Genomic DNA, 13,663 nt, shown 5'->3' on the forward strand with positions numbered 1-13,663 from the left:
ACCAGGCGCCGCACTGCTGCCGGCGCGGGCGCCAACTCTTGTTGGAGGATGATGACATCATGGCTTTTCAAACCGAGATCAAATTCACGCTGCCCAAGGGCTATCTCGATGAGCATGGCACACTGCACAAAGAGGGCGTGATGCGGCTGGCCACCGCCGGTGACGAGATTCTGCCGATGCGCGATCCGCGCGTGCAGTCCAATCCCGCCTATTTGACGGTGATTGTGCTCGCGCGTGTGATCACCAAACTCGGCAGCATTACCGATCTCAATCCCGGCCTGATCGAGAAGCTCTATGCTGCCGATCTCTCTTACCTGCAGGCACTTTATGAGAAGGTGAATGGCGACGGCAAAACCGGCATCACCGCCTGCTGCCCGAAATGCGAGCACAGGTTCGAGGTGGAGATGACCGGCCTGGGGGAAGCATAACCGGCTATCCCCTCGACCGCCTCTACGAGGAGATGGCCTTTGTCGCCTACCACTTTCATTGGTCTCATGAGGAAATCATGAGCCTCGAGCACCACGAGAGGCGGCGCTGGTGCGAGCGGATCTCGAAGATCAACCGCGAGCTGAACAATGAACCGCAGAATGTGTTCGAAACGTAGTTGGGAGCCGGCTCATGGCGCGCCCGTCTGACCCTTATGCCGTTTTCCGGTTCGTGGTGCTGATCGAAGGCATCGAAGCCGGCGGCTTCTCCGAGGCCACCGGGCTGCAGGCGGAAACCGAAGTTGAAGACTATCGCGAAGGCGGAGTCAATCTCTTCCTGCACAAATTCGTCAAGACCACGAAATACGGCAACCTCACGCTGAAGCGGGGCATTACCGACGCCGAGCAACTCTGGCGCTGGCACCAGGAGGTGGTGCGCGGCAAGATCGACCGCCGGGACATCACCGTGGTGTTACGCGATCAGCAGGGCAATGACAAATGGCGCTGGGTGTTCAGCGAGGCTTTTCCGGTGAAGTGGTCGAACGCCGACCTCAATGCCGCCGGCAACAACATCGCGGTCGAAAGTGTGGAATTCGTTCATCGCGGCATTCGCAAGGGATAGGATTCTGCAACGATGACACCCGGAACAACGGCACAACTCCATCTCGCCAGCAAGCCGAGGCCGACGCGCCGGGAGATCGGCGCGGGGCAGCGTGGCTTTGTGCAGCGCTTATTGCGGCGTCATGGCTGTAAAACGCGGTGGGGCGCCGGACCCGGGCTGGTCTTGCGCAAGCAACGGCGCCTGCCTTTGCAAGTGAATCTTTCTTTTGAGATGCGCTGCGCACGCCTTTTGCTGGCGCAATTGGCGGCAGAATTACGCTGGTCGCCCCAGTTTGTTGAGCGGCGGCAACAACACACCCATTTCAGCCAATTCGCGGCAACCCTACTAGTATCGAGGCCGGGTGAAAGGTCTTTGTCCAACTGGCATAAAACCTCGAAAGAGCTTCGGCAGAAGCTGATCCGGGAGCCGCTAGTTTCACTTCATCTCAGAAGCGAGCTGCGGCTTGCCACGGAGCGGATTGGTGAATTCAGAAGTGAGCTGCGGCTTGCCACGGAACGGATTCGAGAACCTGTGCCCTCGCCGAGGCCCGTAAGCAGATTCGAGGCAAGTGTGCGAACCCACCACGTGAGAGAAGCCGAGCGCGTGTTGGATATGCCAGGAATCACGGCAGGGCGAACTTCACGTGTGCGGGAAATCACGGCGTCAATCGGGCAGAATTCGAGATTGGAGGCGAAGCATGCCTCGGTGCGCAGCCTGCGGGAAGGGCGAATGCCGCAGGTTCACTCGATGAGATCATCTCTCACGGCGGGACTGAGGAGGATTGAATTTCACGCTGCTCATTCCCACAGAAGTATTGTTCTGACGGCGCAACGCCGTGACCACGGCCAATCACGACTCGAGCGCATGCTTTCGCATTACCTTACGGAGTCGACCGTAATGGCAGCGCCGACCAAGGCCGCCGCTTCTACTGGTCGGACAGGATCCGAAATGCGGCTGCGCCGTCCGGAACGCACTTGGGAGCAAAGCCACCCGCACGCCTTTGCGCCTGACATGACGCTGTATCGGCCGCAGCGCAATGGAGACGGTCAACGCCAGATTAGCGCCGCTCTGCCTGAGGTGATCACCGCGGTGAAAGCCGCCGGCAGTGCCGCGACTCCAGCCCAGCCGGTTGGCCTCGCAGAGCCTGATCTCAGTCAACTTACTGACCGGGTCTATGCGGAATTGGAGCGCAAGATGCGCAATGAACGCATTCGCCGAGGCCTGTGAGGGACGACTGTGTTCAGTTGGTACCATCGCTGTCATCCTGTAAGGATCCTGTGAAGATTCGGGCACATGCCAAGTATTTCACAAGATTCGTCTGAATCGCATCGCGAGAGACTATTTCCACGAATCAAGGTAACAGACCAGTCGTGCTGCGGATGGGATGAAATGATGATTACCATAATGACGCGTTCCAGCATGCGGTGAACCCGTTCGCTATTCGCAAAGGAGATTGCGGCAGTGTTGCCCAAAAATCTCAAAAAAGCCTTCATCAAGCCGCTGCAAGGCGCGCTCAAAGGGCGTGAAATCGCGGTGTTGTACAACCCGACGGAATATTCGGTCGAGAAGAGCAATCAATATCAAATGAACGCGCTGCCCGGCTTGTCGAATCCCGTGGCGCAATTCGTCAGCGGCAATGCCGATACCCTGACCATGGAACTGCTCTTCGACACTTATACCGATCACAAGAGCGAGGATGTCCGTAACTACACCGGCCTCATCGCCAGATTGTTGGAAATCGATTCCGACACCCATGCCCCGCCGGTGTGCCTGTTTGCCTGGGGTGACGGCGGCGGCCATTTTTCCTTCAATGCCATCATCGAACGGATGACGCAAAAGTTCACCATGTTTTTGGATGATGGCACGCCGGTGCGCGCCACGCTGAATCTCACGCTCAAGGAATACCGCACCGTCACCGAGCAATTGCAGGACATCAAGCCGCAATCCGCTGACCGCACCAAACGGGTGGTGTTCAAAGAGAGTGACAGTTTGTGGCTGTTGGCGGCGCGGGAATACAACGATCCCGGCCGGTGGCGCTTCATCGCCGAGAAAAACAATCTCGACAATCCGCGCACCGTGACCATAGGGCGGGAGCTGATCATCCCACCATTGGATGGCGAAAATGTACTTCGGTGAGCTCGAGAAAAAATATCACGCTTTCTACGCGCCAATTGCGAAGGTCTATGTCGCCGGCAAGGAACTGTTGCCGCTGGGCATCGAAATCACCAGCGTCACCGTGGATCACAGCCTGGCAGGCTCCGATCAATTCTCGTTTGTGGTCAACAATGCCTTTGACATTCGCGCGCGTGAATTCCGCTGGCTGGGCGATCTCTTTGCGTTTGGCAAGCGCGTGAAGATCGAAATGGGTTACCGCGATGAGCTCAAGTTGAAGATGCACGGCCTGGTCACCGAAGTGCGCACCAGCTTTCCCGCCGGCGGCCTGCCGCAAATCACGGTGAGCGGCTTCGATCTCTCCTACTGCATGGGCCGCGGCAAAAAATCCGAGCGCTGGGACGACAAGACCGACAGCTTTGTCATCTCCCAAATTGCGCGTAAGCACAGCCTCACGCCCCAGGTCGATGACACGCGCGTCAGCCATCCCCGCATCGAGCAAAGCCAGGAAAGCGATTTGGAGTTCATCAAGAAGCTGGCCGAGCGCAACGGCTTCGAGCTGTACGTGTTCGATGAGACGTTGCACTGCCGGCCGGCTTTCGACGAGAAGGATCCAACCTTCGAGTTCGAATGGGGCAGAGGATTGGCCAGCTTCACCCCGGAGATCAACATCTCCGAACAAATCACCGAAGTGGAGGTGAGAGGCTGGAACGTCAAAACCAAGCAAGAGATCGTCGGCAAAGCCAAAGCCGGAGAGGAGCCGGGCCGCAGCGGCGACCGGCAAAGCGGCGGGGAAGTGATCAAGCAGATCTGCCGGGACGAGCCGCCGGTGCATCGCGTGCGCCAGCCGGTGTACAGCCAGGAGGAGGCCAATCGCCGGGCACAGGCGATTCTCAAAAAGCGCGGTGAAGGTTTTGTCAAAGGCAGCGGCGAAGTGATCGGCATTCCCCTGCTGTTCATTGACCAAATCATCGGCTTCAAGGGGCTGGGCCAAAAGTTCAGCAAGAACTACTACCTCGAAAAAAGCACGCACACGGTGAGCGCCTCCGGCTACAAAACCACCTTCAATGTGAAGGACACGACCATATGAACATGTTCGACATGTCGCAGGAGAGCGAAGATCAGGAAACCGGCGGCAAAATCAAGGGAGTTGCCGTCGGCGTGGTCACCAACAACAAAGACCCGCAAGGCATGGGACGGGTGAAGATCCGCTTTCCGTGGCGGGAGCACCAGGACGAGAGCTACTGGGCGCGCATTGCAACTCTGATGGCGGGTAAGGATCGCGGCAGCTTCTTTCTGCCCGAAGTCGGCGATGAAGTGCTGGTGGCGTTTGAACGCGAAGACATTCGCCACCCCTACGTCGTCGGCGGCCTGTGGAATGGCCAGGACAAACCGCCGGAAACCAACAGCGACGGCAAGAACAACATTCGCAAAATCAAATCGCGCAGCGGCCATGAGATAATTTTCAACGACGATCATGAGGCCAAGAAGGAGAAGGTCGAAATCCACACCAAAGCTGGCCACAAAGTGGTGCTGGATGATGCTGCGGGCAGCGAGAAGATCGAAGTCCGCGACAAGTCCGGTTCGAATTTCATCGTGATCGACTCGGTGCAAAACAGCATCACCATCGAAAGCACGGCGCAATTGAAAATCAAATCACAAAAAATCGACATCGAAGCCGGCGCCACCATGACGCTCAAGGCCAGCGGCGCGTTGACGATTCAAGGCGCGATCGTGAAGATCAATTAATCCGCCGGCAGTTTGGCAATGACCGCCACACAACTGTCATCCTGCAAGGACCTTGTGAAGATTCAAGCACAACGCCGCTGTCATCCTGCAAGGACCTTGTGAAGATTCAAGCACAACGCCACCGTCATCCTGTAAGGACCTTGTGAAGAATTAAGCACACCGCCAAGTCCTTCACAAGCTTCTCAAATGTGATGCAAACGCATCCGTGCAATAATCGCTTTGCTCTCGAGGAACACCCATGGGAATGCCCGCAGCACGCGTTGGCGATCCAACCAATCACGGCACGCCGTTGAGCCCCGGCCCCGGCAGTGTGAACGTGCTCATCGGCGGCAAGCCGGCCTGGCGCGCCGGCAGTGATTTTCACACCTGCCCGTTGTTTACCGGCGTTGTGCCCCATGTGGGCGGCATGGTGGCGGTGGGCAGCGTCACGGTCTTGATCAACAACTTGCCGGCAGTGCGCCAGGGCGATATGATTGTCGAGAACGGGCCGCCCAATTCCATAGCAGTCGGCGAACCAACGGTGCTGATCGGCTAGACGGTCTCCGTTCGAAAACACCACCGCCCGGGCGGTCTTTGCCCTTCCGGACGGACACCAAATAGAGAAGCAGTCATGCCCAAATCATTTCTTGGCCGCGGCTGGAAGTTTCCGGTGATGGTGAATCTCAGCAGCGGCAAAATCGCCATGTCCGAGTTCGAGCAGGATATTCGCGAGGCGATCTGGATCATCCTTTCCACCGCGCCGGGCGAGCGCGTGATGCGGCCGGAATTCGGCTGCGGCATTCATGATCTCGTCTTCGCCTCCATGAACAAAGCCACCCTGGGCGCGATCGAAGCCAGCGTGCGTGACGCGCTGACGCGCTGGGAGGCGCGCGTTGATTTGATCAAGATCGAAATCTCCACCGCGGAAGCCGGCAACGGCAAACTGCTGATCAGCATCGACTATCGCGTGCGCGAAACCAACAACGAATTCAATCTGGTTTATCCCTTCTACTTGTCCGAAGGAACTTGAGGCCATGGCCCGCGAAAAGCCCAAAATTGATCAGAGAAAATTCAGCGACCTGCTGGCGCTGCTCAAGCAACGGCTGCCGCACTACACGCCGGAATGGCCGGGGACGGACGATCAGGATAGTGGCGTGGCCCTGCTCAAGCTCTTCTCGCATTTGACCGAGAGCGTGATCAAACGCCTCAACCAAACGCCGCACCAGAATCTCGTCGCCTTTCTCAGCATGCTGGGCATCAAGCTGTTGCCCGCGGAACCCAGCCGTGTGCCGGTGCGCTTCAAACTCGTGTCCGGCACCAGCAATGAAGTTCTCGTTCCGCAACGCACGCAAACCACCTCGGCGGCGACCGATACGCGCCCCGAATTGCCGTTCGAAACTGAGGAAGATCTGCTCACCACGCCCAGCCCGTTGGCGAGTGTGGTCAGTATTGATCCGGAGAAAGACGCCATTTACCAGCCGCCGCTCGGCTTCCTCGAGCGGGAAATGCCGGATACCAGCGCGGTGGCCTACGCGCTCATTTCTTTTTCGCGCGCCGGCTCCAGCACGCTGCAGCTCGATCACACCGACAACTTGGAAGAAGGAGATCTGCTCAAACTGGTGAGTACGACTGCGATGAGCAGCGCCGCCGCCGAAACCTGCGTCTGTCCGGCACTCAGCGAAGAGAGCGAAACGACTGCAGCGGCTGTTGCTGAATACGTCCCCATCGCCGAAATCAAAGGCACGATCGTTGTGCTCACGACAAAACTCATGCGCGATTACGCGCCCGGCACGCCGGTGGAGAAGATCACCAAGTTCCATGTGTTCGAGAGCAGAAATCTGCAGGAGCATATTCTCTATCTGGGCCACAAGGATTTGTTCAATGTCAAAAGCCCAGTGCTGTTCACGCTGAACATTACGCTCATGGCCGGCACCGAGCAAGGTCTTGAGTCATTGCAGGTGGCTTGGGAGTACTGGGGTGACATCAAAGGACAAGAGGGTGCGGATTGGCAGGCTTTCGCAGTGCGATTGGACGGCAGCGATGGCCTCAGTCAAAACGGAAGTATTGAGCTCATCAAAACCACCGAGGGTGAGATCAAGGAACTGGAGGTCAACGGCATCAAGAATCGCTGGATACGCGCCAAGCTGCAAGAGCCATTGCCGGCCAATGCCACGCGCCGGCTGCCGGTGTTGGACAACATTTCGTTTCTGGTGAAATCCGAGGGCGCAGCTTTGCCGCCGGATCAAGCCTTTCACAACGACACGCCGCTGGACGTGAATTTGCCGTTCTACCCCTTCGGACTGGAGCCTAGGCTGTTTGACAGGTTTCAGTTGGCGAGCAAGGAGGTGTTCTCGAAGAAGGGCGCAAAGGTCGAGATTGATATCCGCGCCGACTCACTTGCCATCCTCGCGGCGCCGGCAGCGGTGCTGGCGGGAGACACCCGCCGCATCTTTGCCCGCGGCACCGGCGGCCGGCTGCTGGAATTCAGAATCCAGGGCGATCAACGGACCGCAACGTTGCATGATCATGGCGTGCCCTCTGATGGTGCGATTGCTCTGCCAGATCCTGCACTCGGAACTGAGGCCAGGCCGAGTATTGTGCACGTCACCGTGCCCGTTGGTGACACTGAGATCAGTCTCGCCTTCTTGTATGTGAGAACCGAGAATGGCAATCTAGCAGAACGATTCTTTCAAGATGGCCAGGAGAGATGGGTTGCATTCAACACCCCGGCAAACGGTTTCAAGATCAAATTCGATCCCGCGGCAGTACAAACTGCCGACAAAACCATTTCAGTGTTTGTGGTGGCGGATGACGGCAATCTCTATGAGCTAAAGCGGGACTTCACAGATCTTCGGATTGACCCGCCGCCTGTCTGGGAAAACCGGGCAAGGCCGGCGGGGCAGGAATTGAATTCCTCGCCCCACGCACTCGTCTGTGCGTTGGACGATCAGTCGCGATTCACCAAAGTTTATGTGGCAGGGAGAAACGGCCAGCTTTATGAATGGGATGGTGTTGTGTGGAAATCCTATGCGGCGCTGCCTGCACCATTGCGCAGCACCGGTAGGCCGTTCGCCCAACTGCACTGTGAGCGAATCCCCGCGGATAGCAAGGTTCAATCGATTCAGCTTGATGCCGGTGCTTCAAGCCAGTCTGATGCCTATGCAGGGGTGGAAATTGAAATTCAAGCGACCGACGGGTCGCCTGTTATTCAAAGCACGAGGATTACGCAATACGACGGCAGGACCAAGACTGCCACGGTCGAAGCAAGGTATTGGATCGCGCGGCCTGGTCCAGGCACAAAGTACGAGGTGAAAACCGCGCACACTGGAACTGCGCGCCTGAGCGGCGCCGCCCTCAAGCTTCCGCCGTGGGCTTCGGATGATGATGACGCTTATGTCGGGCTGACGATCAAGGTGACATTTCCAGCCGGAGTTGCCGGTCAGGACGATGTGATCGTATCAGCGCGCATCACAAATTATGAGAGCGATACAAAGCTCGCCACGCTTGACACAGGGTGGGAACAACTGCCCGATGCAAGCACGAGATTCGAAATCGACCTGCCAGCCAGAACAGGAACCGTCAGTAGAGCCAGCCGAAAAACAGTTGTCCTGTCCCGTGAAGCCTTCAATCGGGATGGAGCGTATGTCGGTTTGTCCATCACTCTCGTCGCTTCCAACAATGCAGAATTCGGGCCTTTCACTATTGAACAGTATGATGGCAATTCTCGCGAGGTATATTTGGAAGAGGAGTGGAATCCGGAACTGAATCTGCAATACACCTATCGGATCGAAGCCTTGTCGGGTAACGCGCAGGCGTGGCGGTACCCTGCACGAGTCTTTCTCGCCATGGACGCCTCCGGCAATAGCGGAATCTATCAGGGCCTCACCCTCACTGTCAACAGTGGCCCGGGGGTCAATCAAACGGCCAGGATACTTGCCTATAACGGGAGGACGAAAATCGCGGAAGTGGACCGAGCTTGGAGAGTCCCCCTGACTGACGAATCTTCTTATGCGATTAGAGATCTTGCCGGAACGCCGCGAGGCGGTACAGGCCTCGAAGTCTTCGAGAGAATTTGGATCAAGGACAGTGCCGGCGAATTGCGGGAGTTGGATACACGCTCGCCGGAATGGAAAAATCTAGGCAAGCCGTCTGACGAAATAAAGGTTGATTCGAGTCCTCATGGCGTGGTCGAAAAGATGGGAACGCCTGAGGAGAAGAGGCATATCTTTGTTCGCGGCTCCGACCAGCGCCTGTGGAAAATCGAGAACAGCGGCCAGTGGATTCTCGATTCCTATCCGGGAGAGATCGAGCTGCGGCATTCGCCCTTTGTCTTGGGTATTGCCACACCGCAGCATCTCGTGATCTATTCCAGCACCAACAAGAACTCCATTCTCGAGCGAAGATTCAGTCCGCAACCGGCGCTCCGCGGAACGGCACAGGTTGGAACCGATGACTCGCTCACGCTGGCGGATTCTGCCCCGACCGATTTCGACCAGCAGGGCGGCTTTCAACGGGACAAGGATTACATCAAACTGGAAACTGGCGAGCTGGCTGGCACACAGCGCAAACTGCTCGACTTCAATCGCGACCTGCTGCTGGTGCACATTGAAGATGATTGGGACACCTCAACGGATATACCTGCGGACAAGCGTTTGCCGGACAGCACCACCCAGTACGCCATCGGCAGGGAGGGAGAACCCGCAGAGGCTCAAGGCGGCTCGTTGCCAACCGTTGTCCTTGGGGCAAAAGCTTCAAAAGTGGACGATGCTTATAATGATTTTGATATTTTAGTCTACGATCGCAGAGATGTTCAACTGTTGCGCAACCGAGTGATTTCATATCAAGGCCGGGAACTGCAGATCGCGACGGTGGAGAAGGCGTGGCGCAATGAAGACGGTGAGAATGTGTTGAATCAGATTAGTGGGTACAAAATCAAATTGGATCACCCCGGCACTCCCGTCGAGCTGACGCAGGCGTCGATCAGGCTGGGAGATCAGGCCTCGGCGAACCCCCACGCCTACGACGGTATGAATATTGTCGTCAAGCACGATGGAAATGATTTGCCGCCGGATGCTAATCAAATACTTGAGTACCTTGGAGGAGAAGAGAAAAAAGCATTGGTGAGCAAAAGCTGGGATCCGGCATCGTTGCCTGCTGCCGGCGATCAGTATGAGATTATGAGTGAGGAAGCGAATGTCGAAAGAGCCACGTTTGCGAATATCACCCTAGTGGACGGCTCCTCGGTCGAAGGAGCATATAACGGCCTGGACATAACCGTTACCTCGCCTGGAGGCAAGGCATACACCAGAACGATCGATTCATTTGATGGCCGAGTGGCGACGTTGAAAAAGGAAGCCTGGGATGTAAATCTTCCCCCGGATCCGACTTTCACCTACCAATTCAACGGCATCGTGCATATTTCAAATCCCGATAAGAAAGGTAGTACAACAAGTATCTATCTCGATTTTGATTTTGAGGGTTCGGATGAAAACCCGGGCGACTTGGCTAGAAATGAGGGCGCATATGTAGGCTTCAGAATCAAAGTCGATAAAGCAGAATCGAAGACACCGAAGCGATCAAGAAGTACCTCTCGAGCGTTGAGGCAGGAAGATCTTCCAAAGATTGTGAGCTATCTCTATGATAAAGAAAAAAAAGAAGCTCTGGCTATCGTAGACAAACCTTGGGCAGGGGAAATAATACCAGACGACAAAGATACATATACGCTTATTGCTGAACCCCGCTCAGTTGCCGATGCCGCCATGCCCACGATTACGTTGGATAGAAATGCCAGACATGCCGGCAATCCCTTGGGTCCAAGAGATGAGCAGGATCCTTTCAGATTCGGCATTACGGTTACAAAGGAAGGTGAGGAGCCGCAAGCCAACAAAATCGTGTCCTATGATCCCCAGACTCGCGTGGCGAAACTGGAGAGCGCCTGGGTTCTCAGTACTCTTCCCGCGGCCGGTGACAAATACGTCCTGCATGCCTCCGGCACGGTGCCAAATGTGGAGCAGCCAGCGGAGCTGCCCTCGATTTCACTCGACCCCAACAAGGCCATAGACAGGCGTGGCCTATACGACGATGTACCGATCACTCTGCAAATAGGGGACCCGCCGGTGCATAATGGCAACCCCAAGCAGGAGAACCGCATTGTTTTGTATGAAGGTGGCGAAAACCGCAAGGCATATGTGAGAGATAGTTGGAATTCTAAACTTCTACCTCGCACTCCTGAACATCGCTACGCTCTCGAGGCAAAAATCAAAGGCGTGACGGGCGTCGCCTATGCGACCATCACGCTTTCCGATACGGCCTCTGGAGAAGATGATGCTTATGTTGGCTACGGCATCCTGGTCAAGCTGGAGGGCGAAGCCCTCTGGTCTCAGCGCGCCAACATAATAGACTATGAAGGCGCATCACGGCTGGCAAGCGTTGACATTGCCTGGAGGCTGGACGCAATCCCGAAGCCGCCGGTTCCGGGATCACGGTATCTCTACGCTCTTATAAACTACAATACCCCGATCCACAGCGGGAAAGCCCAAGTTGGCACACAGAATACCATCACGCTTGATCGCAATGCCTCGGCCGATATTTACGGATTCGCCGACAGAACCCTCAGGATCACAGAAGGCCCGGGCCTGCCCAGTACTCATGTAATAGACGATTACCTCGGCAGCGATCATGTCGCCATTTTGCGCGCGGAGTGGACACAGCGGCCGACCACGGATTCTCGCTACGAGCTCGAGCCGATTGACGCCTGGCTGCTTCATGAAGATGCCAACGCCCTGCCCATCACTCCGCAACTGTCCTGGGAATACTGGAACAGCCGCGGGTGGGTGGCTTTTCTCGAGGACCTGCATCAATTTGAAGATGGCACCAAGAATCTGCTCATCGACGGCAAGGTGATTTTCCTCCTGCCACAGGATCTCGATCTGACCGAAGTCTCCGGCCAGGAGAGCTACTGGATTCGAGCCCGCATCATTGGCGGCGACTACGGCCGCGAGACCTATGTGCTCGAAGAGAGAGTGAAAGGCGCAAACAGCGAACCGCAGGACATCATCAAAGAGACCAAGCTTCTGCCGGTGAAGAGCACCATTCGTCCACCACAGATATTCGGCTTGACCATTTCCTATGAACTCGTCGAGAGCCGTTTCCCCGATCGCTGCCTCACCTACAACAATCTCGACTACGTCGATCAAACCGACGCCTGCATTACCACTGACAAGCGCTTCCCGCCGTTTGTGCCGCTGGAGGGACAAATCGCGGAAGAAGAGGATTGTGGCGAAGTGATCAAGACGGCCGCAGGCGTGCCGGCGCGGGTGATCCTGCCAACGCAACTGGGTAAAGCCATCTATCTGGGCTTCATGAATCCGCTGCGCAGCGGGCCACTCAAGATTTTCTTCGCAGCCAGGGAACTGCCCTACAGCGATGCCAGCAAACCCAAGATGGAATGGAGCTATCGCGCTGAGAACGAGTGGCAGCGGCTGGGTTTTGGCGACGCCAGCGAAGGCCTGATCAAGCAGGAGATTCTGCAATTCATCGCACCGCGGGATTTCACCGCCACCACGCGCTTCGGCGCCTTTCGCTATTGGATGCGCGGCATGCTGTTGCAGGGCGAGTACGCGGGAACGCCGGTGTTGGGCGGCATTTATCCCAACACCACCTGGGCCTTTCAAGCCGAAACCCGGCGTGATGAGATTCTCGGCTCCAGCAACGGCGAAGCCGGCCAGACGTTCCGGTTTTTCCGGTTTCCCGTGCGCGTCGGCCAGATCGTACGCGTGCGCGAGGTGCTCACCGAAGAGGAAAAAGAAGAATTGATCAAGCAATTCGGCGAGCAGGCCCTGCATGAAGTCAAAGATGAACTGGGCAAAGTGCTCGAAACCTGGGTGCTGTGGACGGAAGTGGAAAACTTCTTCGACTCCAAAGGCACTGACCGGCACTACACACTGGATCGCGCCACCGGCGAATTGCGCTTCGGCGATGGCCGCAACGGCCAGATTCCTCCTGCGGGTCTCAACAATCTGCGCGCGTTTTCTTATCAAGCCGGCGGCGGTGCGGTGGGCAATGTCGAAGCCGGCGCGATTCAAAGTCTCACTACTGCCATCGCCAATGTCGAGGCCGTGATCAATCCGGTGGAGGCCGGCGGCGGTTCGGATACCGCTTCGCTAGATGATATGCTGGTGATCGGACCGGCCATGATCAATCATCGCCGGCGCGCGGTCACGCCGCAGGATTTCGAATGGCTGGCGAAGCAGGCCTCGCGTCAGGTGGCCAAGGCGCGCTGCGTGCGCAATCTCGACTCGCAAGGTCGCCGCGAAACTGGCTGGGTCACGCTTTACCTCGTGCCGCACTCGCGCGAAAGCGAGCCGCAACCTTCGCTCGAAATGCGGCGGATGGTGCAGCGTTATGTGGCAGAGCATTGCGCCAACACCGTGGCGGCGCCGCAACACATTTTTGTTGCAGGCCCGGTGTATGCTGAGATCGACGTCCTGGCTGATCTCGTCGTCGCAACGATTGACGCGGCGGCGCGGGTCGAGCAAGAGGCGCGCGCCAAGCTGGCGGATTTTCTCCATCCGTTGACCGGCGGTCCGACTGACACCGGCTGGGAATTCGGCCAAGGCCTGTCTGCTTCGGATGTCTATGTTCTGCTGGAGCAGATCGAGGGGTTGGATCATGTCGAGAATCTAAGTTTCAGTCGCGCCGGCGTGGCTTACACCGATTTGGTGGAAATCGGCGCCAATGAGTTGGTGGCAGGCGGAACGCTGCGGATCAACGTAACTGCCAAAACGGGAGCATGAGC

At 56.9% G+C, this 13,663-nt stretch carries 11 protein-coding genes; 10 read left to right on the forward strand and 1 reads right to left on the reverse strand.

Annotation, left to right across the window (positions count from 1 at the left end):
* Nucleotides 1-59: 59 nt before the first annotated feature.
* The 9 genes from L6R21_20950 (at nt 60) to L6R21_20990 (ending at nt 5,896) form a co-directional block, all read left to right on the forward strand.
* Complete coding sequence (locus L6R21_20950) at nt 60-428, forward strand: phage tail assembly protein (GenBank protein ID MCK6561675.1); 369 nt, start codon at nt 60-62, stop codon at nt 426-428.
* The gene (locus L6R21_20955) at nt 425-604 is read left to right on the forward strand and encodes a hypothetical protein (protein MCK6561676.1); all 180 of its coding nucleotides are present in this window, start codon (nt 425-427) and stop codon (nt 602-604) included. Before L6R21_20950 ends, L6R21_20955 begins: the two co-directional genes overlap by 4 nt.
* A gap of 14 nt (nt 605-618) precedes the next feature.
* A complete protein-coding gene (locus tag L6R21_20960; GenBank protein MCK6561677.1) occupies nt 619-1,047 on the forward strand; it encodes a phage tail protein in 429 nt (142 codons plus the stop codon).
* 12 nt (nt 1,048-1,059) lie between these two features.
* The gene (locus L6R21_20965) at nt 1,060-2,253 is read left to right on the forward strand and encodes a hypothetical protein (protein MCK6561678.1); all 1,194 of its coding nucleotides are present in this window, start codon (nt 1,060-1,062) and stop codon (nt 2,251-2,253) included.
* Nucleotides 2,254-2,490: 237 nt separating this feature from the next.
* On the forward strand, nt 2,491-3,162 hold the full coding sequence (locus L6R21_20970) for a LysM peptidoglycan-binding domain-containing protein (GenBank protein MCK6561679.1): 672 nt from the start codon (nt 2,491-2,493) through the stop codon (nt 3,160-3,162).
* Nucleotides 3,149-4,228: a hypothetical protein gene (locus L6R21_20975; protein MCK6561680.1), complete on the forward strand. Its 1,080-nt coding sequence runs from the start codon at nt 3,149-3,151 to the stop codon at nt 4,226-4,228. The genes L6R21_20970 and L6R21_20975 overlap by 14 nt, the downstream gene beginning before the upstream one ends.
* Nucleotides 4,225-4,887 carry a phage baseplate assembly protein V gene (locus L6R21_20980; protein ID MCK6561681.1) on the forward strand — a complete coding sequence of 221 codons (663 nt, stop codon included), beginning with the start codon at nt 4,225-4,227 and terminating at the stop codon, nt 4,885-4,887. The genes L6R21_20975 and L6R21_20980 overlap by 4 nt, the downstream gene beginning before the upstream one ends.
* Before the next feature lie 238 nt (nt 4,888-5,125).
* The gene (locus L6R21_20985; GenBank protein ID MCK6561682.1) at nt 5,126-5,422 is read left to right on the forward strand and encodes a PAAR domain-containing protein; all 297 of its coding nucleotides are present in this window, start codon (nt 5,126-5,128) and stop codon (nt 5,420-5,422) included.
* A 75-nt stretch (nt 5,423-5,497) separates the two neighbouring features.
* Nucleotides 5,498-5,896, forward strand: coding sequence for a GPW/gp25 family protein (locus tag L6R21_20990; protein ID MCK6561683.1), 399 nt, complete (start codon nt 5,498-5,500; stop codon nt 5,894-5,896).
* Here L6R21_20990 and L6R21_20995 read toward each other — a convergent pair.
* A complete protein-coding gene (locus L6R21_20995) occupies nt 5,856-6,806 on the reverse strand; it encodes a hypothetical protein (protein ID MCK6561684.1) in 951 nt (316 codons plus the stop codon). The genes L6R21_20990 and L6R21_20995 overlap by 41 nt on opposite strands.
* Nucleotides 6,807-7,055: 249 nt before the next feature.
* Here L6R21_20995 and L6R21_21000 point away from each other — a divergent pair, with 249 nt between their 5' ends.
* On the forward strand, nt 7,056-13,661 hold the full coding sequence (locus L6R21_21000; GenBank protein ID MCK6561685.1) for a putative baseplate assembly protein: 6,606 nt from the start codon (nt 7,056-7,058) through the stop codon (nt 13,659-13,661).
* Nucleotides 13,662-13,663 lie beyond the last annotated feature (2 nt).

The sequence above is a fragment of the bacterium genome (genome assembly GCA_023150945.1).
GTDB lineage: Bacteria > Zhuqueibacterota > Zhuqueibacteria > Zhuqueibacterales > Zhuqueibacteraceae > Coneutiohabitans.

What these genes read in the sequence shown, in the direction of transcription:
- L6R21_20950 (MCK6561675.1), top strand. Translation starts at nt 60, where the DNA reads ATGGCTTTTCAAACCGAGATCAAATTCACGCTGCCCAAGGGCTATCTC.
- L6R21_20960 (MCK6561677.1), top strand. Translation starts at nt 619, where the DNA reads ATGGCGCGCCCGTCTGACCCTTATGCCGTTTTCCGGTTCGTGGTGCTG.
- L6R21_20965 (MCK6561678.1), top strand. Translation starts at nt 1,060, where the DNA reads ATGACACCCGGAACAACGGCACAACTCCATCTCGCCAGCAAGCCGAGG.
- L6R21_20975 (MCK6561680.1), top strand. Translation starts at nt 3,149, where the DNA reads ATGTACTTCGGTGAGCTCGAGAAAAAATATCACGCTTTCTACGCGCCA.
- L6R21_20980 (MCK6561681.1), top strand. Translation starts at nt 4,225, where the DNA reads ATGAACATGTTCGACATGTCGCAGGAGAGCGAAGATCAGGAAACCGGC.
- L6R21_20985 (MCK6561682.1), top strand. Translation starts at nt 5,126, where the DNA reads ATGGGAATGCCCGCAGCACGCGTTGGCGATCCAACCAATCACGGCACG.
- L6R21_20990 (MCK6561683.1), top strand. Translation starts at nt 5,498, where the DNA reads ATGCCCAAATCATTTCTTGGCCGCGGCTGGAAGTTTCCGGTGATGGTG.